General features: G+C 40.1%; 28 protein-coding genes. 22 read left to right on the top strand and 6 right to left on the bottom strand.

The window, feature by feature from the left end:
* Positions 1-391: 391 nt before the first annotated feature.
* The 12 genes from nifK (at position 392) to HWQ37_RS32385 (ending at position 9,318) form a co-directional block, all read left to right on the top strand.
* Positions 392-1,927, top strand: a complete 1,536-nt coding sequence (nifK, locus tag HWQ37_RS32440) for a nitrogenase molybdenum-iron protein subunit beta (protein WP_292755193.1) — start codon at positions 392-394, stop codon at positions 1,925-1,927.
* Between the two features lie 148 nt (positions 1,928-2,075).
* The gene (locus tag HWQ37_RS32435; RefSeq protein ID WP_292755192.1) at positions 2,076-2,423 is read left to right on the top strand and encodes a Mo-dependent nitrogenase C-terminal domain-containing protein; all 348 of its coding nucleotides are present in this window, start codon (positions 2,076-2,078) and stop codon (positions 2,421-2,423) included.
* A 139-nt stretch (positions 2,424-2,562) separates the two neighbouring features.
* Positions 2,563-3,945 carry a nitrogenase iron-molybdenum cofactor biosynthesis protein NifE gene (gene nifE, locus HWQ37_RS32430; protein ID WP_292755190.1) on the top strand — a complete coding sequence of 461 codons (1,383 nt, stop codon included), beginning with the start codon at positions 2,563-2,565 and terminating at the stop codon, positions 3,943-3,945.
* On the top strand, positions 3,945-5,282 hold the full coding sequence (nifN, locus tag HWQ37_RS32425) for a nitrogenase iron-molybdenum cofactor biosynthesis protein NifN (RefSeq protein ID WP_292755188.1): 1,338 nt from the start codon (positions 3,945-3,947) through the stop codon (positions 5,280-5,282). The genes nifE and nifN overlap by 1 nt, the downstream gene beginning before the upstream one ends.
* A 245-nt stretch (positions 5,283-5,527) precedes the next feature.
* Positions 5,528-5,941 (top strand): nitrogen fixation protein NifX, encoded by a 414-nt coding sequence (nifX, locus tag HWQ37_RS32420; RefSeq protein ID WP_292755186.1) that lies wholly within the window; start codon positions 5,528-5,530, stop codon positions 5,939-5,941.
* Positions 5,938-6,414 carry a NifX-associated nitrogen fixation protein gene (locus HWQ37_RS32415; RefSeq protein ID WP_292755184.1) on the top strand — a complete coding sequence of 159 codons (477 nt, stop codon included), beginning with the start codon at positions 5,938-5,940 and terminating at the stop codon, positions 6,412-6,414. The genes nifX and HWQ37_RS32415 overlap by 4 nt, the downstream gene beginning before the upstream one ends.
* 201 nt (positions 6,415-6,615) lie before the next feature.
* Positions 6,616-6,822, top strand: coding sequence for a CCE_0567 family metalloprotein (locus tag HWQ37_RS32410; RefSeq protein WP_292755182.1), 207 nt, complete (start codon positions 6,616-6,618; stop codon positions 6,820-6,822).
* The gene (gene nifW / locus HWQ37_RS32405) at positions 6,819-7,136 is read left to right on the top strand and encodes a nitrogenase-stabilizing/protective protein NifW (RefSeq protein WP_292755180.1); all 318 of its coding nucleotides are present in this window, start codon (positions 6,819-6,821) and stop codon (positions 7,134-7,136) included. Before HWQ37_RS32410 ends, nifW begins: the two co-directional genes overlap by 4 nt.
* 10 nt (positions 7,137-7,146) lie before the next feature.
* Positions 7,147-7,953: a HesA/MoeB/ThiF family protein gene (locus tag HWQ37_RS32400; RefSeq protein ID WP_292755178.1), complete on the top strand. Its 807-nt coding sequence runs from the start codon at positions 7,147-7,149 to the stop codon at positions 7,951-7,953.
* A 100-nt stretch (positions 7,954-8,053) separates the two neighbouring features.
* Positions 8,054-8,425 (top strand): HesB/IscA family protein, encoded by a 372-nt coding sequence (locus tag HWQ37_RS32395; protein ID WP_292755175.1) that lies wholly within the window; start codon positions 8,054-8,056, stop codon positions 8,423-8,425.
* A gap of 228 nt (positions 8,426-8,653) precedes the next feature.
* Positions 8,654-8,953: a 2Fe-2S iron-sulfur cluster-binding protein gene (locus HWQ37_RS32390; protein ID WP_094339973.1), complete on the top strand. Its 300-nt coding sequence runs from the start codon at positions 8,654-8,656 to the stop codon at positions 8,951-8,953.
* A 104-nt stretch (positions 8,954-9,057) separates the two neighbouring features.
* On the top strand, positions 9,058-9,318 hold the full coding sequence (locus HWQ37_RS32385) for a FeoA family protein (protein ID WP_292755172.1): 261 nt from the start codon (positions 9,058-9,060) through the stop codon (positions 9,316-9,318).
* Between the two features lie 238 nt (positions 9,319-9,556).
* Here the strand turns inward: HWQ37_RS32385 and HWQ37_RS32380 are convergent, their stop codons facing one another.
* The gene (locus tag HWQ37_RS32380; RefSeq protein ID WP_094327429.1) at positions 9,557-9,766 is read right to left on the bottom strand and encodes a TOBE domain-containing protein; all 210 of its coding nucleotides are present in this window, start codon (positions 9,764-9,766) and stop codon (positions 9,557-9,559) included.
* A gap of 310 nt (positions 9,767-10,076) precedes the next feature.
* Between HWQ37_RS32380 and HWQ37_RS32375 the strand changes: the two genes are divergently transcribed.
* The 5 genes from HWQ37_RS32375 to HWQ37_RS32355 all read left to right on the top strand — a co-directional run bounded on the left by HWQ37_RS32375 (position 10,077) and on the right by HWQ37_RS32355 (position 14,603).
* Positions 10,077-10,958, top strand: a complete 882-nt coding sequence (locus HWQ37_RS32375; RefSeq protein ID WP_292755169.1) for an AAA family ATPase — start codon at positions 10,077-10,079, stop codon at positions 10,956-10,958.
* 35 nt (positions 10,959-10,993) lie between these two features.
* Positions 10,994-12,133 carry a homocitrate synthase gene (gene lysS, locus HWQ37_RS32370; RefSeq protein ID WP_292755166.1) on the top strand — a complete coding sequence of 380 codons (1,140 nt, stop codon included), beginning with the start codon at positions 10,994-10,996 and terminating at the stop codon, positions 12,131-12,133.
* A 339-nt stretch (positions 12,134-12,472) separates the two neighbouring features.
* Positions 12,473-12,961 carry an ankyrin repeat domain-containing protein gene (locus HWQ37_RS32365; RefSeq protein WP_292755164.1) on the top strand — a complete coding sequence of 163 codons (489 nt, stop codon included), beginning with the start codon at positions 12,473-12,475 and terminating at the stop codon, positions 12,959-12,961.
* Positions 12,924-14,210 (top strand): SagB/ThcOx family dehydrogenase, encoded by a 1,287-nt coding sequence (locus HWQ37_RS32360; RefSeq protein ID WP_292755161.1) that lies wholly within the window; start codon positions 12,924-12,926, stop codon positions 14,208-14,210. Before HWQ37_RS32365 ends, HWQ37_RS32360 begins: the two co-directional genes overlap by 38 nt.
* A gap of 18 nt (positions 14,211-14,228) precedes the next feature.
* Complete coding sequence (locus HWQ37_RS32355) at positions 14,229-14,603, top strand: hypothetical protein (RefSeq protein ID WP_292755159.1); 375 nt, start codon at positions 14,229-14,231, stop codon at positions 14,601-14,603.
* A gap of 26 nt (positions 14,604-14,629) precedes the next feature.
* Here HWQ37_RS32355 and HWQ37_RS32350 read toward each other — a convergent pair whose 3' ends face one another.
* Positions 14,630-15,100 (bottom strand): hydrogenase maturation protease, encoded by a 471-nt coding sequence (locus HWQ37_RS32350; RefSeq protein ID WP_292755156.1) that lies wholly within the window; start codon positions 15,098-15,100, stop codon positions 14,630-14,632.
* A 246-nt stretch (positions 15,101-15,346) separates the two neighbouring features.
* Between HWQ37_RS32350 and HWQ37_RS32345 the strand changes: the two genes are divergently transcribed.
* Positions 15,347-16,066: a hypothetical protein gene (locus HWQ37_RS32345; RefSeq protein ID WP_292755154.1), complete on the top strand. Its 720-nt coding sequence runs from the start codon at positions 15,347-15,349 to the stop codon at positions 16,064-16,066.
* A 93-nt stretch (positions 16,067-16,159) separates the two neighbouring features.
* Here the strand turns inward: HWQ37_RS32345 and HWQ37_RS32340 are convergent, their stop codons facing one another.
* Positions 16,160-16,582 carry a hypothetical protein gene (locus HWQ37_RS32340; RefSeq protein WP_292755152.1) on the bottom strand — a complete coding sequence of 141 codons (423 nt, stop codon included), beginning with the start codon at positions 16,580-16,582 and terminating at the stop codon, positions 16,160-16,162.
* 74 nt (positions 16,583-16,656) lie between these two features.
* On the opposite strand from HWQ37_RS32340, the gene HWQ37_RS32335 reads away from it, so the two are divergent.
* Entirely contained in the window at positions 16,657-17,025 is a 369-nt protein-coding gene (locus HWQ37_RS32335; protein ID WP_292755150.1) for a hypothetical protein, read from the top strand.
* Positions 17,026-17,044: 19 nt separating this feature from the next.
* On the opposite strand, the gene HWQ37_RS32330 is transcribed toward HWQ37_RS32335, so the two are convergent.
* Positions 17,045-17,362, bottom strand: coding sequence for a type II toxin-antitoxin system VapC family toxin (locus tag HWQ37_RS32330; RefSeq protein WP_363318229.1), 318 nt, complete (start codon positions 17,360-17,362; stop codon positions 17,045-17,047).
* A 77-nt stretch (positions 17,363-17,439) separates the two neighbouring features.
* Complete coding sequence (locus tag HWQ37_RS32325) at positions 17,440-17,685, bottom strand: type II toxin-antitoxin system Phd/YefM family antitoxin (protein ID WP_292755147.1); 246 nt, start codon at positions 17,683-17,685, stop codon at positions 17,440-17,442.
* A 146-nt stretch (positions 17,686-17,831) separates the two neighbouring features.
* Here HWQ37_RS32325 and HWQ37_RS32320 point away from each other — a divergent pair, with 146 nt between their 5' ends.
* From HWQ37_RS32320 to HWQ37_RS32310, 3 genes are all read left to right on the top strand, one after another.
* Positions 17,832-18,041 carry a type II toxin-antitoxin system HicB family antitoxin gene (locus tag HWQ37_RS32320; protein WP_190730943.1) on the top strand — a complete coding sequence of 70 codons (210 nt, stop codon included), beginning with the start codon at positions 17,832-17,834 and terminating at the stop codon, positions 18,039-18,041.
* Positions 18,042-18,044: 3 nt separating this feature from the next.
* Positions 18,045-18,269, top strand: a complete 225-nt coding sequence (locus HWQ37_RS32315; protein WP_190730944.1) for a type II toxin-antitoxin system HicA family toxin — start codon at positions 18,045-18,047, stop codon at positions 18,267-18,269.
* Between the two features lie 154 nt (positions 18,270-18,423).
* Positions 18,424-19,083 carry a hypothetical protein gene (locus HWQ37_RS32310; protein ID WP_292755140.1) on the top strand — a complete coding sequence of 220 codons (660 nt, stop codon included), beginning with the start codon at positions 18,424-18,426 and terminating at the stop codon, positions 19,081-19,083.
* 114 nt (positions 19,084-19,197) lie between these two features.
* On the opposite strand, the gene HWQ37_RS32305 is transcribed toward HWQ37_RS32310, so the two are convergent.
* Positions 19,198-20,214, bottom strand: a 1,017-nt coding sequence (locus tag HWQ37_RS32305) for a nickel-dependent hydrogenase large subunit (protein WP_292755138.1), incomplete at its 5' end; no start/stop codon positions are given.

The raw sequence follows: 20,214 nt of genomic DNA, 5'->3' as shown, positions 1-20,214 counted from the left end.
GGATTACTCCGGCCCTTATCACGGTTATGACGGCTTCGCCATCTTTGCACGCGACATGGACTTGGCACTCAATAGCCCAACCTGGTCATTAATTGGCGCTCCTTGGAATGAAAAAGCTCAGGCTAAGAAGGCTGAAGCTAAGGCTAAGGCTGCCGTTTAGGGAAATGGGAGAGAGCGATAAGTAAGGATAACCTGGGGCTAAAACCCCAGGGGGGAGTTGGGAATCCAAAATTCAAAACTGAAAAATTAAATATTTATTTGATTTTTGCATTTTGAATTTTGAATCATATTCCCATCTCCCTTGTAGAGACGCGATTCATCGCGTCTGTGATTAATCGCGTCTCTCCCACCTCAATCAGTAAAAGAATTCAGTAAGCTTGGAGATCCAGAAATGCCTCAGAATCCAGAAAAAATTCAAGACCACGTTGAGTTATTCCACCAGCCAGAGTACCAACAGCTATTTGAAAACAAAAAGCAGTTTGAAAACGGTCACGAAGCCGAAGAAGTAACACGGGTTGCAGAGTGGACAAAAGGTTGGGATTATCGTGAAAAGAACTTCGCTCGTGAAGCATTAACCGTTAACCCTGCTAAAGGTTGTCAACCACTAGGAGCAATTTTTGCTGCTGTTGGTTTTGAAGGTACTCTACCTTTCGTACAAGGTTCTCAAGGTTGCGTGGCTTACTTCCGTACCCACTTAACCCGTCACTACAAAGAACCATTCTCTGGTGTATCTTCTTCAATGACTGAAGATGCAGCCGTGTTTGGTGGTCTACAAAACATGATTGACGGGTTGGCGAACTCTTACCAACTCTACAAGCCTAAGATGATCGCTGTCTGCACCACCTGTATGGCAGAAGTAATTGGTGATGACTTACAGTCTTTCATCAACAACGCCAAGGAAGCTGGTTCAGTTCCTCAAGATTTCCCAGTACCCTACGCTCACACCCCTAGCTTTGTCGGTTCCCACATCACTGGTTACGACAACATGATGAAGGGAATTCTTTCTAACTTGACCGCAGGTCATAAGAAAGAAACCAGCAATGGTAAAATCAACTTCATCCCAGGTTTTGATACCTACGTAGGCAACAACCGCGAAATCAAGCGGATTGCTTCTTTGTTCGGCTTTGACTACACAATTCTCGCCGACAACAGCGACTACCTGGATTCACCAAACACAGGTGAATTCGATATGTATCCAGGTGGTACAAAGCTAGAAGATGCAGCAGATTCAATCAATGCGAAAGCTACGATCGCTCTGCAAGCACACTCTACCCTCAAAACCCGCGAGTATATTGAAAAAGAGTGGAAGCAACCAACCTCAGTTTCCCGTCCTTGGGGCATTAAGGGTACTGATGAGTTCTTGATGAAACTCAGCGAATTGAGTGGTATCCCCATTCCTGAAGAATTAGAAATCGAACGCGGTCGGGCTGTTGATGCCATGACTGACTCCCATTCCTGGATTCACGGCAAGCGTTTTGCTATCTACGGCGAACCAGATTTAGTATACAGCGTAGTTGGCTTTATGCTAGAAATGGGTGCTGAACCTGTGCATATCTTGGTTCACAACAGCAACGAAGTATTTGAAGCAGAAATCAAAGAATTGCTTGCTTCTAGCCCCTTCGGTCAACATGCAACTGTTTGGCCTGGTAAGGACTTGTGGCACATGCGTTCATTGTTGTTCACAGAACCAGTAGACTTCTTAGTTGGTAACACCTACGGTAAGTACCTGTGGCGCGACACCAAGATTCCCCTCGTGAGAATCGGCTACCCCATCATGGATCGTCACCACTTACACCGCTACGCCACCATTGGTTATCAAGGCGTGATCAACCTCCTCAACTGGACTGTAAACACCCTGTTTGAAGAAATCGATCGCAACACCAACATTCCTTCTAAGACAGATATTTCTTACGACTTGATTCGTTAGAAATTGCGTAGAAACACAACGTGTTAATTAAAGGGAGAAAATAATTCGTAATTCGTAATGACGCTCGCGGACTCGCTAACGCTACGCTAACGTAATTATGAATTATTTTCCCCTTTTTCTTGATAGCATTTACCCAAGGTATTTATAGATGGAAACCATCAATCACACTCACGAACATACTCACACTCATCCTCATCCTAATTACCATCCACCTAACCAGAAAAAACCGGGGTGGTTCCACAATCTTCTTAATCCGTTGCGGCGTGTAGTGGATGGAATTCAGGTTAAAAATAATCGCTTCGCTCATCTAATTTGCCAAACAATTCCTTGTTGTTGTCCCTTTGAGCGACAAATTAAATTATTTGGGAAGTCTATTGATATTCCACCACTATGTAAACTCAATCCTTTATATGACGAATTTGTAGGATTGCGTTTTCGCGCTCTATCTTACCTCGCTGATGTATGTGGAGAGGATGTCACAAAATACATTTGTTAGTCATTAGTCATTGGTCATTAGTCATTGGTCATTAGTCATTAGTCATTGGTAGAGACGCGATTAATCGCGTCTGTACAATAGTCAATTCAAAGGACAAATGACAAATGACAAAGGACAATTAACAATTAAGAGAATAGAGATGAAAAGCACCCAAGGAAAAATCAACGATCTGCTGACTGAGACAGGATGCGAACATAATCAGCACAAACAAACCCAAAAGAAAAACAAGTCATGCGCTCAACAGGCACAACCTGGCGCGGCTCAAGGTGGCTGCGCCTTTGATGGTGCAATGATTGCTCTAGTACCGATCGCAGATGCAGCGCATCTAGTCCACGGGCCGATCGCCTGTGCTGGTAATTCCTGGGGCAGTCGTGGTAGTCTGTCGTCTGGCCCGCAACTCTACAAAATGGGCTTTACCACTGACTTGGGTGAAAATGATGTTATCTTCGGTGGCGAAAAGAAACTCTACAAAGCGATTCTAGAACTCAAAGAGCGCTACCAACCAGCAGCAGTATTCGTCTATGCCACTTGCGTTACTGCCTTAATTGGCGATGATATGGATGCTGTCTGCAAAGCGGCGGCTGAAAAAATTGGTATTCCTGTTGTTCCCGTCATTGCCCCAGGATTCATTGGTAGTAAAAATCTGGGCAACCGTTTTGGCGGTGAAGCTTTATTAGATTATGTTGTCGGCACAGCAGAACCGGAACATACAACGCCTTATGATATTAACTTAATCGGCGAATACAATATCGCCGGGGAAATGTGGGGAGTAACACCACTGTTAGAAAAATTAGGCATCCGTATTTTATCTAAAATTACGGGCGATGCTCGCTACAATGAAATTCGCTATGCCCACCGCGCCAAGCTCAACGTCATGATCTGCTCACGAGCGTTGCTGAATATGGCGAGGAAGATGGAGGAGCGTTACAACATTCCCTACATTGAAGAGTCTTTCTACGGCATCGATGATATGAATCGCTGTCTGCGAAATATCGCTGCTAAATTAGGTGATCGCGATCTACAAGAACGGACAGAAAAGCTAATTGCCGAAGAAACCGCCGCTTTAGATTTGGCACTGGCTCCCTATCGCGCTCGACTCAAAGGTAAGCGAGTTGTTTTGTATACTGGTGGTGTCAAGAGTTGGTCGATTATCTCGGCTGCTAAAGACTTGGGTATTGAAGTTGTTGCTACCAGTACTCGGAAAAGTACTGAAGAAGATAAAGCCAAAATCAAGAAGTTGATCGGCAACGACGGCATCATGTTGGAGAAAGGCAACGCTCAAGAATTGCTACAACTAGTTAAAGACACTGGCGCAGATATGTTGATTGCTGGTGGACGCAACCAATATACAGCTTTGAAAGCTCGAATTCCTTTCTTAGATATCAACCAAGAACGCCATCACCCTTATGCAGGTTATGTGGGAATGATTGAAATGGCGCGGGAATTGTACGAAGCTCTTTATAGCCCAATTTGGGAACAAATACGCAAACCGGCTCCTTGGGAAGAAGAGGAGGCAGTTTAATGGCGATCGTTACCACTTCTAACAAAGCACTGACGGTTAATCCCCTCAAGCAAAGTCAAGCTTTGGGCGCAACCTTAGCCTTTTTGGGATTGAAAGGGACAATGCCCTTATTTCATGGTTCTCAAGGTTGTACTGCTTTCGCTAAAGTTGTGCTGGTGCGGCATTTTCGGGAAGCGATTCCCCTAGCTACCACAGCGATGACGGAAGTTACTACTATCTTGGGTGGTGAAGAGAATGTGGAGCAAGCAATTCTGACTCTGGTAGAAAAAGCTAACCCAGAAATTATTGGTTTATGTAGTACTGGGTTGACGGAAACTAGAGGCGATGACATTGAAGGTTTTCTTAAGGAAATCCGCGATCGCCATCCCGAATTAAATGATTTAGCGATCGTTTTTGCACCTACCCCAGATTTTAAAGGTGCGTTGCAAGATGGCTTTGCCGTTGCTGTGGAAAGCATAGTTCAGGAAATTCCTCGTCCAGGTGGACTCAGAACTGAACAAGTCACGATTTTGGCGGGTTCTGCCTTCACACCTGGGGATGTACAGGAAATCAAAGAGATAGTCACATCTTTTGGACTAGTGCCGATCTTTGTACCTGACCTTGGCGCTTCTCTAGATGGACATTTAGAGGATAATTATAGTGCGGTTACAGTCAGTGGAACTACCTTAAAACAGCTACGAGAAGTAGGTAGTTCTGCCTTTACCCTGGCATTGGGTGAAAGTATGCGGGGGGCTGCCAAGATTCTGGAAGAACGCTTTGGTACACCTTATGAAGTGTTTGGCGAACTGACAGGATTAGAACCAGTAGATGAATTTATCCAAGCATTGGCGATTCTGAGCGGTAATAGCGTACCCGAAAAATACCGCCGCCAACGTCGTCAGTTGCAAGATGCGATGCTGGACACCCACTTTTACTTCGGTGCAAAACGAGTTTCCCTGGCGCTGGAACCTGATTTGTTGTGGTCAACCGTGCATTTCTTGCAATCGATGGGAGCGCAAATTCATGCGGTAGTGACAACCACGCGATCGCACCTCCTAGAAAAACTCCCAGTAAAAAGCGTCACCATCGGCGACTTAGAAGACTTTGAGAGTCTAGCAGAGGGTTCAGATTTGCTGATTGGTAACTCAAATGTGGGGGCGATCGCTAAACGCCTCTCGATTCCTCTTTATCGTCTAGGATTGCCCATTTATGACCGCTTAGGTAATGGTCAATTTACCAAAGTTGGCTACCGAGGCACGATGGAAATTGTGTTTGGCATCGGCAACCTATTTTTAGAGGCAGAAGAAGCCAGAGTTAAGCAGTTCCAAGAGTTCGGAATTGTGAGCGCAGAGTTTTGAATTCTTCTTCAAGAATTCAGGAGTCAGAATTCAGAATGCTTTCTTTCTTTCTTCTTTGTGTCCTTCTCTGACGAGACGCTGCGCGAATGCGCCCTTTGCGGTTCGTTTCTCATATAATTTGGCGCATCACCAAATAGAATATGCAGATTTAATTCTGCCAGTCCAACTCTAATTACTCCTTAATTCTGACCACTGAATTCCTTCTTCCCAATTCAAAACTCAAAACTGTAGAGAGGAGAATTACAATGAAAATAGCCTTCACGACGAGTGACCGAGTTCATATTAATGCTCACTTCGGATGGGCAAAAATGATTGATGTTTACGAAATTACCGATGAGGGATATCACTTCGTAGAAACCCTCAACTTTGAAGGCAACCTCAAAGAAGATGGGAATGAAGATAAAATCAATCCAAAACTTGATGCGATCGTTGACTGTACAATTGTTTACGTCACAGCAATTGGTGGTAGCGCCGCCGCTCGATTAATCAAGAAAGGTGTTACTCCAGTGAAGGCGCGATCGGAAGAAGAAGAAATTAGTGAAGTGCTAAACAAGCTAGTCAAAACCCTCAAAGGTAATCCTCCACCTTGGTTGCGTAAAGCTTTGCAGCCAAAAACCACAAACTTTGCTGATGAAATCGAAGACGAAGCAACAGTATGACCGCAAATAATAGTGTTAACGGAACTGCTACAACAGAAGTCTTGAACTCACCTTTTCTTAAGGTATTAATTAAACAAATCCGTGGTCAAGACAGTTATGGAGTTTATCGTACTTGGTCGGATGAGTTAATTCTGAAACCCTTTATTGTCACCAAACAAAAGAAACGGGAAATTTCCGTTGAGGGCGAAGTTGATCCGATCACTCAAGCGCGGATTATGGCATTTTTTCGGGCTGTAGCGGCTGGAATTGAACAGGAAACAGGTTTGATATCTCAGGTTGTGGTTGATTTGAGTCATGAAGGATTTGGCTGGGCACTAGTTTTTTCAGGTCGTCTTTTGCTAGCTGTGAAAACCTTGCGAGATGCTCAACGTTTTGGTTTTGACTCCATAGAAAAATTAGCCGAAGAGGGAGAAAACTACGTCAAAAAAGGTCTTGATTTGGCGAAGCGCTTTCCTGAAGTCGGCAACATTTAATTAGTCATTTGTCATTAGTAAAAGACAAATCAATACTGTTCGGTTAGTAGTATTTTGCCCAGGAGATCCCCCCAACCCCCCTTAAAAAGGGGGGCTTATAACTCTCTTCTACCCCTTTTTTAAGGGGGTCGCCGTCGGCGGGGGGATCTTAACCGAACCGTATTGAAAGACAAATGACAAATGACAAAGGACAAAGGACAAATGACAAATGACATTGAGGAACTACAAGGGCAAATCAGACGGCTTAACAGCAAAGCAGGTCAGATGAAAATGGATCTGCATGATTTAGCTGAAGGTCTGCCAACAGATTACACACAACTTATGGATGTTGCCGCCGCAACTTATGAAATCTATCGCCAGTTAGATGAACTTAAGCAACATCTGAAACAATTGGAGAACGCTAAATGACTGGAACTATTGATGAATTCAAGAAGCTCGTAGATGCAGAAGAATTTTTTCAATTCTTTAATATGTCCTACGACTTAGAAGTTGTGAATGTACATCGTCTACATATTCTGAAAAAGTTTTCTCAAAATATGCAGGAAATTGATGATAATTCTCCTAACTTGAGTCAAGAAGAGAAATTAAATCAATATTCTTTGGCTTTGCAAAAAGCTTATCAGTTATTTACCGAATCGACAGCTTATGAACAAAAGCTGTTCAAAGTATTTAACGACAAGCCGAAAAATGTAGTCACACTGACAGAAATCACTTCTGATTAGGAGGTATAAATTGGTAAACCTAACGCCTACCGAATTAGAACGCTATCGTCGCCAAATGATGCTCCCGAATTTTGGCGAAGCAGCACAGAAACGCCTAAAGTCAGCGACAGTTTTGGTTACAGGTGTGGGTGGATTAGGCGGTACGGCGGCGCTTTACTTAGCAGTAGCGGGCGTTGGGCGGCTAATCTTAGTCCGGGGTGGTGACTTGCGGCTAGATGATATGAATCGTCAGGTTCTCATGACTGATGATTGGGTAGGTAAGCCAAGGGTATTTAAAGCTAAAGAAACTCTGGATGCGATTAATCCTGATGTCCAAGTGGAAGCAGTTCATGATTACATCACCCCGGAAAATGTAGATTCATTGGTGCAGTCGGCTGATATGGCTCTTGATTGCGCTCACAATTTTACAGAACGCAATTTGTTAAATGAAGCCTGTGTGCGATCGCGTAAGCCAATGGTGGAAGCCGCAATGAATGGGATGGAGGCTTACCTGACAACGATTATTCCTGGTGTGACTCCTTGTTTATCTTGTCTGTTTCCAGAAAAGCCTGATTGGGATCAGCGCGGCTTTTCAGTTATGGGCGCTGTTTCTGGAACCCTAGCTTGTCTAACAGCATTGGAAGCGATCAAGCTGATCACCGGGTTTAGTCAGCCTCTATTATCGCAATTGCTGACAATCGACTTGAATCGAATGGAATTTGCTAAACGCCGTTCTCACCGCGATCGCTCTTGTCCAGTATGCGGCAATAGTGCGCCCTGGAGACACGCCCAATCCAATTCGATGGAACCCACAGGGATTGCACAAAATGGTCATTAGTCATTGGTCATTGGTCATTAGTAAATAACAACTGACAAATGACAAAGGACAATCCACATCTGAAATCAGAACCAGAAATCGCTACAAATCAGGAGACTTAATGGCCGTTATTTTATCAGAAAAAGCAGAATTTCATCTGCGGGCATTCCTCAAAGGTTCCGCACCTGACGCTAATGGCGTAACTAAAGGTGTCCGCATCTCGGTAAAAGATGGTGGTTGCAGTGGCTACGAATATGCGATCGATATCACCAGCAAGCCCCAACCAGATGATTTGGTAAGTCAGCAAGGCAAAGTACTGGTTTACGTTGATGCCAAAAGTGCGCCCTTATTAGACGGAGTTATTGTTGACTTCGTTGAAGGAGTGATGGAAAGCGGTTTTAAATTCATCAACCCCAATGCAACTGATACCTGCGGTTGTGGAAAGTCGTTTAAAACAGATGACGGTACGCCTACTGGTGTACCTTGCAGCTAACATCATTGCGTTAGTGCTAAGTCAATTTTAGAGACTTTCTATAGATGCACTCCGCAGAATTTCAATGCCCTTGAGATAGCTTCTAATTCGCATTGCATCCCTTACCCCTATAGAGAAGCTTACTAAACTTAGTATCTCTGTAAGAAGAAGGGAAGCAAAAAGTAGGATAGGTTGCTCAAAAACTTCGGAAATTAGACCAATTGTATAACGTTTGAGGAGAATCGTAAAATGGCTTCCTACCAAGTTAGATTAATCAACAAAAAAGAAGACATCGACACCACAATTGAAGTTGATGAAGAAACTACAATTTTAGAAGCAGCAGAAGAAAATGGTATTGAGTTGCCCTTTTCATGTCATGCAGGTTCTTGCTCTAGCTGTGTTGGCAAGGTTGTCGAAGGTGAAGTTAATCAAGAAGATCAAAACTTCCTAGATGACGATCAGGTTTCTAAAGGATACGCTCTACTTTGCGTAACTTATCCTCGTTCTAATTGCACAATTAAGACACATCAAGAAGCATATCTGGTTTAAACTATTACTTTCGTTGCTGCCTTTGGCAACCAAATAAAAGATGAAGGAATGAAGGATGAAAATATACTTCCTTCTTCCTTTCACATTCCTAATTTAGAATTAAGATGTTCACCCGCTTTACTGTGACTGGCTGTTCATTAGAATTATTGAAAACGGGAGAACGAGGAATCGTTACCTTCTGTAAAAGTCAAGATAAAACAATATTGAAAACCCTTATATTAATGGGAATAAGAACAGGAAGTCATGTCACTTTAAAACAACACTTGCCTTCTTTGATTATTAATATTGATAACACAGATTTTGTCATAGATTTAGAAAATGCCAGAGCTATTTATGTTCGCGTTATTGATAATTTGATTAACTAACCTTTATGTATAGCTTTAGTTAATCATTTGTGAAAAATCAGATATATGAATTACTAATTAAATAATTCAGGTATCTGTGAATTTCAACTCTTAAAAACTGAATATGACTGTTTTAATTATTCTTCAATTCGCTACTTTGTTGTTTTTATAATCACTTTTAGGAATGAGTTACGAATTTATATAAATGTAATTTTGATAAAAAAATAGAGTGGCTTGCAAAAGAAGCCAACTCTATTTTTTAATCCACAGCAACTATCACATCTGATGATTTAATCACGGCATAAGCTTGCTTACCTTCTGCAAGTCCTAGTTTTTCTGCTGATGATTTTGTAATGATTGACACTAGCTCTACTCCTGGCGCTAGTTCTAAAGTTATCTCAGTATTAACTGAACCATGTACAACTTTTTTGACAGTACCCTTGAGAGAATTACGAGCGCTAATTTCCATGTTTCTACTTTGCCAATTTGAACTATTTATACTTTAGTAAGTTAGCAAGTTTTGATTTGAAAACTAGCTTTCTTTAGGATATCTTAATAATTTTGAAATAACTCTCATTTACCTAACAGTAGTACATCTGCTTGATGCTTGTTAGATAAATGCGCGATCGCTTGCTATAAAACACAGAATAAAGCAATTTAAAAAACCAATATTGATGGATCTTCTCATCAATTTAACATAGCTATTTACTTCTGTATAAACACTGAGGCTATAAAATATTGACGTATCTATAATAACTAACTTAAAAGAGGTTCATATTGTGCAGCATCGGGTTAATACAACAAGGCAAAATCTATTTTTTGAACACTTAAGTCCAGGTGTAGGTGTAGGATTTCCTGTCCCTAAAGACTGGTTGCCAATAACAAGTTTTCCTTTACTCATCATAGTGGGTATGACTGGCGTGGGAAAAAGCACAATCACAAAAGCTTTGGCTGAAGAAGGCTTGAATTTTACACTTTTACCTAATCGTCGTGTTTTAACCGAACGTGTGATAATTGCCCCGATGTTAAAAATGCAAGAGAAACTCGTGCAACCTCATTGTCGGATTAAACGCCTAACTTATACTCGCCTTTACCGAGAACACTTTCCTGGTGGAATGGGTCACATTTTAGCTTCGCTACACATTAATCCCCAACAAGTAAACTCTATGTTAGTTTTTGATAGTTTGCGTGGTGAAAATGAGGTTTGCTATGCAGCTAAGGCTTTAAAAAATGCTAAATTTGTAATGTTGACTGCACCAAACAAGGTACGTTTAGAAAGACTGCTAAAACGCCATGATTCTTTTGATAAAATTGCTAATCAAGAGTTAGAAGATAATAGGCAAATTGTCCCAGAAGTACTGACTAATTTTGCTAGCTTGGGCATACCAGAGGCTTGTACTTATTTTACTCCTAAAGAAGAACAACAAATTTTAGAACTCGTCAGCAAACAAGTTGTTACAGGTGTAGAATTGCGGGAAAAACTAAAAATATTTGTGGAAGAGAGTCAGAACTATGATTCGGTTCCGACAAAACAGATTTTAGAAGGTATTGATACTAGCGATCGCTCTCTTATAATTGATACTGTAGCCAGTCCCCAAGAATCAGCCAAAGTAATTATTTCTCAATTATGCAAATCTGTTGATATTAAAACTAATAAGTAAACACTACTGATAATAATTAGCACAAAGGTTCGTCAATGTCGCTATCTGAATTTGCAATTGTAGAAAGCACTCTGCGTGAAGGTGAACAATTCGTCAAAGCCAATTTCTCTTCAGATGATAAAGTCGAAATCGCTGAGGCCATTGCAGAATTTGGAGTGGAATATATAGAGTTAACATCGCCAATTGCTTCACCCCAATCTAGACAAGACTGTGAACGATTGGCTCGCTTAGGCTTGCCATCCAAAATATTAACTCACATTCGCTGTCACTTAGAAGATGCTAAAGTTGCTTTAGCGACAGGCGTAGCTGGGATTAATTTAACTATCGGTAGTTCTTCTTTGATGCGTCAGTTCAGTCATGGGAAAAATATTAATCAAATTATTGATTTAGCATCTGAAGTTTTAACTTTTATTCATCAGCAAGCTCCTGATATTGAATTACGGTTTTCGGCTGAGGATTCGTCACGCACTTCCATAGAAGATTTAATCGCAATTTACTCTGAGATTGAAAAATTAGGAGTTATCAAACGCATAGGAATTGCCGATACAGTAGGAATTAGTACCCCAATGCAAGTATTTGAATTAGTAAAGACTTTGCGCCAGTTCACTAATTTAGATATTGAATTTCACGGTCATAATGATACAGAATGTGCAAATGCTAACAGTTATACAGCACTGGAAGCAGGAGCAACTCATATAGATACCTGTGTGCTTGGTATTGGTGAACGTAATGGTATTACCTCACTAGCCGGATTTATCGCTAGGTTATATGCTACAAATCCAGAGCAAATTAAATCTAAATATCGCTTAGATAAACTTGGTTACTTGCATGAATTAGTTGCGAGAAAAGTTGGAATTTCTATTCCTTTTAATCACTGTATTTTTGGCGAGAGTGCTTTTAGTCATAAAGCCGGTATTCATACTAAGGCTATGTTGAATAACTCTAAAACTTATGAAGCTATTAATCCCCGCAGTTTTGGTGTAACGCGCTCAATTTTAATCAATCATAAATTGGCTGGAAAACAGGCGGTTAATCACCGAGCTAATGAATTAGGACTTTCCTTTAATTTGTCTCAACTTAAAGATATTACCCATAAGTTAAAAACTTTAGCTGATAAACAAAATCTTACCATCGAAGATGTAGACAATATCTTATATTCTTATAATTGTCAGTAAGGTTAAAAATATATACACTTACTACTCAGATCCCTAATTTATTGAAGAAGTCGGGGATCTAAATCTAGATTTATAACATATCTGCCTCTAATCTATCTTATGAAAGAAAACTGTAATAATTACTGCTTTTATATTATTTTTTAAGCTTTTTTAAGAAAAATATCGGGCGATCTTTAGAAATGATTCATAATTTAAACTTATAAAGTTGATAGCATATATGTAAGTTTAAATAATTTAGATAACATTTTTTAAACAATGATGGGCATTGCTCACCATTCTATTTTTCAAGCAAATTTATATTAGTAAATTGCGAGAAGTAAAGTTAACTAAGGAATACTTATGAATCAAACCAACAGTCAAAATTTGAGTGAAGCAACAACCGAATGGCTAATAGTAAAAGATTATAATCCTAGCGATTTAAATCAGCCGGGTGAAAATGGCGATACAGCTTTGATGAAAGCCACAAGAGAAGGAGTTTATACAGTCGTCAAAGAACTAATTTATTTTGGCGTGGATATCAATGCTCGAAACAGCGATCGCAATAATGCTTTATGGTTTGCTTGTTTTGGTAATCACTACGATTTAATTAATTTACTGCTGGCTAATAAAATTAACATCGACAACCAAAATGATAACGGTGCAACTGTTTTAATGTATGCAGCTTCAGCCGGAAAAACAGAAGTCGTAAAGTTACTTTTACAGCATCATCCTAATTTATATTTAAAAAATTTAGACGACTATAAAGCAATAGATTTCGCCAGCAATGTAGAAGTATTAAGGATACTTAAAAATGCTATCAAGTCAGATATCGGGCAAAGCGTATCATGACGCTACCAAGCATTCTTACTTATCGGTACAAATTGAGCCAAATTATGTAGATGCTTCAACACAGCCATCTCCATTTAAAGTTTATCCCAAATTTTATCGGAGAGTAAAATTAAATCTCAATAATCCGGTTCATTCTTTTATCTCTTTAACCAGTGCGATTACCCTGGAAAAAGTGTATAAAGATGGACTTTATCAACTGCGAGTGAATCCATCAGCAGGTGCTTTGTACCCTACAGAAGTTTACGTACAGGTTCGCGGGATTGAAGGAATGATAAATGGTATATATCATCTAGAAGTTGAGAATAATTGTCTAACTCTCATCTATGAATTAATTGATGATGGGTTAGAAAGTTATATTATACCTGGCAAAAGTATCAACGGATTCATTTTTTTAATTAGTTGTGTTTATTATAGGTCTAGCTGGAAATATCAAAATAGAAGCATGAGATATTGCTTATTAGATAGCGGACACCATTTAGGTGCGATCGCAGCTTCAGCTTATCTCCATCAAAAAGATATACAACTAGTTTTCGACTTTGATAAACTCGCTCTCAATTCCGATTTGGGATTTGAGAATAAAGAGTTTATTACTGCTTGTGCGGTGTCAGGAGAAGTACAAAACAAGAAAATTAGACGTTTAAGGCTAAAGGTTCCTTTTGTCTGTGGTACTGATTATTTTGAAGCTAATAAATTTATTGAAGATGCTTATCAAGCAACTACTCTACAAAAGAGTCACCAGCAGAAATTAGAGCATCCTCAATTTGATTTTGACAAAGATAAATTTTATCGAACTGTTTGGAATAGACGTTCTATTAGACGTTTCCGGAAAGAGTCTATTTCTCAAGAAGATTATTTATATGTAGTGCAACAACTTCAGCAGTCAATACCGACAGAAAATTATGAGGAAATAGAAATTTACTCAGTGGTGCATCGAGTAGAGGGAATGACACCTGGGTTATATAGAGGTACGCATCTGGTTAAAACGGGTAATTTTAGTGAAAAGACGGGTTACTTATGTATTAATCAGGCTATTGCTAGAGATGGCGCTGTAACTTTATTTTTTGTGTCAGATTATTTAAATTATCAAACTGCTATGCAAATAGCTGGTTTTCTTGTACAGAGACTTTATTTAACTAGCAATTATTTGGGAATTCAGTGTAGTGGAATTGGTGCTTACTATGATGATGAAACTCAAGAATTATTAGAAACAAATAAAGATGTACTTTATGGAATGGTGATTGGAATATAAACAGGAAGTTAAAGAGAGATGGCTAGAAATATGTATTACTTTGATGGTGATGACTCACATCCTAAGCAACCGACATCAGCAGATATTATACTGCGACAACAACTAGAGGATTCTATTAGCAAATACTTTTATGAAGCGTGCGATCGCACAATTCAAAATCTGCTATCTGATTGTCGGTGGTATGTCACAACCCATGCCAATGCTTTAACATTAGTTATTGAATGTCCCGATCAAGTTATTAATTGGCGTGTGCTGCAAAAAATCGTGCCAATGGGGACATTACTCTATGGAATTCTTAGCAGTGCTAAAATCCGTGTTTGTCCGCCAGAGAGTCAAGGTGTACCTTTTGAAATGAGGGTAGATGAACTTTCTGTTTATCGGGATTGGGCGTGATTCGATTTTAGATTTTGGATTTTGGATTAGTTAGTATTCTGTTTGATAAGTGCAGCTACCTCTTCAAAAACTAAATCGGCAGAATGTTTAATAGCAGGACTTAATTCTAGTCCAAAAGCAAGATTTGCTGCTTCAATTAAATAAACTGTCACGTCTTCGGGAAAGTCATTATTAAAGATTTTCCGTCCGGCGGCTAAAGCATTATCCCAACGAAAATCGTGCAAGTTATAACTAGGTTCTGGTAAAGCTTCTAGTTCTTTTCCTGGAACTTTAAACACAGCACCCGGTTCAGAATTAGTTGAACTTGCATCAATAATTATTAATTGTTTACTTCCTCTAGCTTGAAACATTACCTCCATTCCGGCAGTGCCACAGTCATAGACTTGCACATGAGGATTAGGGTTTTCGGCTAGATATTTTTGTAAGCGTTGGGCAATGATTACGCCTACTGCGTCGTCATTGCGATTGAGATTGCCGCAACCAATAATAGTTAGCATGGGATGAGGTTTACTTGTTTAAGCAGAATTATTTGTACATGGGATGTTTTTTAAACTGGAAGGGGAGCATTTCACTTTTGTAGAAAGCTTTTTAAACCTCACCCTAACCCTCTCCTTACTAAGGAGAGGGAGCAGAAATATTGTCTAAGGGGGGTCGATTTAAGGTACATTTGGAAAACTTAGATGCTCCCAACTTGAAGTACTTTAACAATTCTGCATCTAAGTCAAACTTTACTCTTGTCAATTATGGGAAACAAAAACTCTCTCAATCATAAGCGTCTAACAAGAAAACAAGTTCAAGACTTGATTGAATCTGAAGGAAAACTGCACGAAGAATTCACAAAAATATTTGAACAAACCTATTCAAATGAATATAAGTATCAGCCCCTAGTCTATGAACTCCCCAACGACAGATTTTTATTCGTGTTTGACCCAAAAGGATATAGTATTCCTGGGAAAGGGGATATTTATGCAAAAGAATATTTTTTGAAGTGGCTCAAGCTGACACAAAGAACAAGAGAAGATATTGCCAATAATCGTGGTAATTCTGTTTCGCATTGGGAATATTACTCAAAACATAAAATAGAACTTGTAAACAACATTGACGAGCTAATTAATGAGCTTGCAGAACAGTTACATATTTACCGTCACCAACTTGATTTATCCTATATAAGCTTGGATGTTGTTTCCCAAAAAGCTGAAGCTTATGGAATCGATTATATCGAGACTTCTCTCTATGATAACTTAGTAGCTTACGTAGGTGAGGTTATCAGACATAAAAAAAATGGGCAGTGGACTATTAATAGTTCCTCTGGAAGTGAAAACTATCCATACATCAGTGCAGGTGTTAATGGAGTTCTGATGCCAATTAATGTAGTTTGGCAAGAATTATCTAGTCTTAATTCGATAGATTTAAGAAAAGAAGCTGCCAATGAAATCCGACGATTTTCATTAAAACAAAGGTAGTTAAAGTTTCTAGATGATGCAGCAGTGACTAAAATAGAGGCTCTGACTAATAATACAGACAAAGCCTCTGAAAAAGAATTTATCAGTAGAAAACTATAACTCTACACCATGTTTCTTGGCAATTTCAGTCAGTTTCTCATACTGATCTTGTGATACTTTAGTTAATATCTCTTCAGCCTGTTCTCTAGTACTTCCTTCTTTAGGAATTAAATACTTGACATAAAGAGATATAAAATCAGCAGCGATCGCTAAACCGGATAAAGCGTGTTTGTCTGCTTCTTTTCCAGCGATCGCAGCTACCAAACCGGCTTTAATTGGGTCTGGTTTAACTTTCATGAACTGCTCGACAAGTTTAGGAACGTAGTCTTCTGGTGGCAGATTATCTAACTTACTTGTATCAGGAGTAAAGTTACATTCTGCGGCTTGAGCTTGCTCTAAAACACACCATTCTATGTATTCTTGCAATGCTTCATCGGGAACGCGAGGGAGATAATTATGTAGCGCTAAATCAGACACAAGCTTACCGTGTAAATTGCTGTTTTATGCAAATGCATTAACGCAAGCCTAACGCACTGTTTCTATAAGTTTTAGTGTGTTACGCTACGACTTTTGAATATAATTCATTAGGCATAGTCCATTGGTTATCACGACATTTTTGCCAAATTAAAAGAGTTGGTGGGGCGAACGCCGAAGTAGCTTTTGCGAACGCCGAAATAGCAAATGTAGTCGCCGAAATAGCAAATGCGAACGCCGAAATAGCAAATGCGAACGCCGAAATAGCAAATGCGATCGCTGAAATAGCAAATGCGATCGCTGAAATAACAAATGCGATCGCCGAAATAGCAAATGCGAACGCCGAAATAGCAAATGCGATCGCTGAAATAACAAATGCGATCGCCGAAATAACAAATGCGATCGCCGAAATAGCAAATGCGATCGCTGAAATAACAAATACGTAGGCGTAGCCAGCCGTAGGCATTAAGATTTGGCTGCCCAAAGTAGGGAAATATCGTACTTATTAAACATCGAATCGGCACTCACAAGCGTCATATCTTCTATCTGAGCCTGTGCAATCAACATTCTGTCAAAAGGATCTCGGTGATGCAAAGGTAAAGCAGCCGCTTGTAAAGCATGAGAAGCTGTAATTTCTAGCGAGCGCATTGCCAACACCGTCATCCGACTAGAAATATAACTGTCTAGGGGATCTGTCAGTGGTAACTTGCCGATCGCAACTTTTATCCCCATTTCCCAAATACTAGCAACTGAGAGCCACAATTCATTGGTTTCATCGGCAATATGGGCGATTGCTGCTTAATTCAAAAGCTCTGGTTGGGTAAACCACCATAACCACCACTGCGTATCTAGCAAAAGTTTCACTCCTCACCGCCCTCAAATGCTGCCAAAATTTCTTCTGGCAAAGGGGCATTGAAGTCATCTGGCACTACAAAACGCCCTTTATCTTGCCCTAAACTATTGAGTCGATTTGATGAGGTGCGAAACGGAACCAACTTGGCAACAGGAATGCCTCGGTTGGAAATAATGATTTCTTCTCCAAGTTCTACGCGCGACAATAGCTTTGAGAGATTCGTTTTAGCTTGATGAATATTTACAGTTTCCATAAGATTAAACTAAGTCTGTAAACTAAGTTTAGTCTGGTTGTCATAGCGGTGCAAGGGCGATGTCTACGACGGGCTATTTATTCGGCGTCGCTCAGTTAGATCACCGATCCAGTAAGCTGTAAGTGAGCGTTGTCCATGATTGTGATATGAAAACTTTTACTGCGATCGTTGAAAGAGATCCTGATACTAAATTCTATGTTGGCTATGTCCCTGGCTTTCCTGGAGCGCATTCTCAAGGTGAAACCTTGGATGAATTGCAGGAAAATTTGCGTGAAGTTATTGAGATGCTTCTAGAGGACGAGGATCTGGTATTCGAGACAGAGTTTGTAGGTATACAACAGATTGTGGTTCAGTAGACCATGAGTAATATTCCTATTCTGAAACCCCAAGAAGTTGTACGAATATTGGAGAGCCTTGGGTTTGTGGAGGTACGTCAAAAAGGCTCACACAAACAGTTTCGACACGAAGATGGACGAGGAACAACAGTCCCATTTCACAAAGGGCGTGACATCTCACCAAGATTGCTACGGCAGATTGCGAGTGATATTGGTTTGACGATTGAAGAAATGCTGGAGTGGCGATGAGGTTTAACAACCGTGTTCCATTAGACCGACTAAAGCCCCTAGTGGATTACAAAACTTATTAGCCACCGCTAAACATAACCGTTATTCAGTAAGTCGTTTTGGGTACTATTGCCGTTAGTAGAACTTAAGATAACAGCAAAAGGGGAAAAAAATATTGATTGATGTACTTTTACCTGTATTTGGTAAGCCTATTGAACGGGAATACGAAGGGTGGCTGGTTCGAGGTATTGAAAAATACTTTCAAGAGCTAGGAATATTTGCTGTTGTATGGGCTGTTTCCCCTAACGTTGAAAGTACTTGGCCAGCAGACGAGCATTTATACACATCAGGCAAAATAATTGGTTTGCAGATGAAAAAAGCTAGTCTAGGTATTAGGAAAAACTCTAATCCTGACTTCACCGATCTTCATTGGGATTTGCATAACCCTAAAGGGCAATTTGAATTAATCCAAAAAACGAATGAAATTTATTATTGTCTTCCAACATTTATCAACCGAAAATGGAGAGATAAAGCATTGGAACACTGCATCTTTTGGAGACCTACAATAGATTTAAACTATAATCTTTGGTACGACAATCCAAGAATTAAAAACAATCCATATAGCAAAATTTCAATTCATCCCAACGCTTTAAGATGGGGGTATTTTTACGAAAAAGTTATGGCTTGCGATATTGGAGTAAGGTTAAGTATGGATTTTACTCCATACAACTATCTAAGCAATTTACGAAGAAGTATAATACAGGAATTAAGGTTGATTGAACAAATGGAAGAAAATATTACTAGAGGATTGTACTTAATCTATCTAAATATTTGAATATTAAAAACTTGTTGCTGTGTGTTATGAATTTGTCTCTGGGGCAGTCATTCAATAATTTAGGCATATACTAAGTTGTGGTGCGTTAAATTACGAATAACGCACCTCGACTAATTAAGCAGTCCGAAAACGCGCTAACTCTTCACCAGTCTTAGCATCATGCGCGTGAACTGTACACACCAAACATGAATCAAACGATCGCGCCACATGCCCAACTTCCACCGGATCGCTAGAATCGTAAATAGGTGTGCCAATTAACGCTTCTTCAATGGGGCCACGAATTCCTTCACCATCACGAGGTCCGATATTCCACGTACCTGGGGCAATAACTTGGTAATTCTTAATTTTACCGCCCTCTACTTCTACCCAGTGAGACAACGAACCCCGCGCCGCTTCCGTTGCACCCCAACCTTTGCCATCTTTTTCTTTGGGTTTGATATACCAAGGGTCGTTTAATTTGAATTCGCGCAAACAGTGTTCAGCTTGGCGATATAACTTGACAATTTCGTGAACTCGTGCTAGCTGACGCACATGAATACTAGCACCACCCATGTTTTTGAAGACATCGAGGATGAAGGGGTCGTAATGTTGCCAAGATTCGCCATGTTTGCCACCAGCTACTAATTGACGGGCTAAGGGGCCAGTTTCTAAACGTCCGAAGTCTTTGTGGAGGACTGCACTCGCCCAAGAGTAGGCGTTATCGAAGTCTTTGGTATTGATTGCAGTGGGTTTAGTGGTGCGATCGCTAGGGTGAATGTCTGCTGTTCCTTCATCGTACCAGGAGTGAGTTGTATTCTCGCGGGTAAATGACTGATCCATTAAGGTGTGAGTATCTGCGAAGCTGTCATACACTCCACTTTTCATAATCATTGCCGCATTTCGTCCTTCAATAGTCGGCTTTTGGTATTTATCTTCATGGGCTAAATATCCCCAAGTGACATATTTACCAACACCAGCACCATATCTATCTAGACCGATATCTAAACCCATGCGCCAATAAAAACCTAAGTCAGAATCTCGATGATTTCGGTCTTCATCTAACCAGTTATTGAAGTCGTCATAAGTCTGGATTTCTTCATAGCGTTCTAAAGAACAACCCAACCACACTGGTTCTAACCAATTGGTGCGGAA

The sequence above is a fragment of the Nostoc sp. NMS4 genome (assembly GCF_017115095.1).
Classification (GTDB): Bacteria; Cyanobacteriota; Cyanobacteriia; order Cyanobacteriales; family Nostocaceae; genus Nostoc.
This window is presented reverse-complemented; position numbering and strand designations above follow the sequence as displayed.

Coding starts and splice junctions, on each gene's coding strand:
- nifK (WP_292755193.1), top strand. CDS start 392: ATGCCTCAGAATCCAGAAAAAATTCAAGACCACGTTGAGTTATTCCAC.
- HWQ37_RS32435 (WP_292755192.1), top strand. CDS start 2,076: ATGGAAACCATCAATCACACTCACGAACATACTCACACTCATCCTCAT.
- nifE (WP_292755190.1), top strand. CDS start 2,563: ATGAAAAGCACCCAAGGAAAAATCAACGATCTGCTGACTGAGACAGGA.
- nifN (WP_292755188.1), top strand. CDS start 3,945: ATGGCGATCGTTACCACTTCTAACAAAGCACTGACGGTTAATCCCCTC.
- nifX (WP_292755186.1), top strand. CDS start 5,528: ATGAAAATAGCCTTCACGACGAGTGACCGAGTTCATATTAATGCTCAC.
- HWQ37_RS32415 (WP_292755184.1), top strand. CDS start 5,938: ATGACCGCAAATAATAGTGTTAACGGAACTGCTACAACAGAAGTCTTG.
- HWQ37_RS32410 (WP_292755182.1), top strand. CDS start 6,616: ATGACAAATGACATTGAGGAACTACAAGGGCAAATCAGACGGCTTAAC.
- nifW (WP_292755180.1), top strand. CDS start 6,819: ATGACTGGAACTATTGATGAATTCAAGAAGCTCGTAGATGCAGAAGAA.
- HWQ37_RS32395 (WP_292755175.1), top strand. CDS start 8,054: ATGGCCGTTATTTTATCAGAAAAAGCAGAATTTCATCTGCGGGCATTC.
- HWQ37_RS32390 (WP_094339973.1), top strand. CDS start 8,654: ATGGCTTCCTACCAAGTTAGATTAATCAACAAAAAAGAAGACATCGAC.
- HWQ37_RS32385 (WP_292755172.1), top strand. CDS start 9,058: ATGTTCACCCGCTTTACTGTGACTGGCTGTTCATTAGAATTATTGAAA.
- HWQ37_RS32380 (WP_094327429.1), bottom strand. CDS start 9,766: ATGGAAATTAGCGCTCGTAATTCTCTCAAGGGTACTGTCAAAAAAGTT.
- lysS (WP_292755166.1), top strand. CDS start 10,994: ATGTCGCTATCTGAATTTGCAATTGTAGAAAGCACTCTGCGTGAAGGT.
- HWQ37_RS32365 (WP_292755164.1), top strand. CDS start 12,473: ATGAATCAAACCAACAGTCAAAATTTGAGTGAAGCAACAACCGAATGG.
- HWQ37_RS32360 (WP_292755161.1), top strand. CDS start 12,924: ATGCTATCAAGTCAGATATCGGGCAAAGCGTATCATGACGCTACCAAG.
- HWQ37_RS32355 (WP_292755159.1), top strand. CDS start 14,229: ATGGCTAGAAATATGTATTACTTTGATGGTGATGACTCACATCCTAAG.
- HWQ37_RS32350 (WP_292755156.1), bottom strand. CDS start 15,100: ATGCTAACTATTATTGGTTGCGGCAATCTCAATCGCAATGACGACGCA.
- HWQ37_RS32345 (WP_292755154.1), top strand. CDS start 15,347: ATGGGAAACAAAAACTCTCTCAATCATAAGCGTCTAACAAGAAAACAA.
- HWQ37_RS32325 (WP_292755147.1), bottom strand. CDS start 17,685: ATGGAAACTGTAAATATTCATCAAGCTAAAACGAATCTCTCAAAGCTA.
- HWQ37_RS32320 (WP_190730943.1), top strand. CDS start 17,832: ATGAAAACTTTTACTGCGATCGTTGAAAGAGATCCTGATACTAAATTC.
- HWQ37_RS32315 (WP_190730944.1), top strand. CDS start 18,045: ATGAGTAATATTCCTATTCTGAAACCCCAAGAAGTTGTACGAATATTG.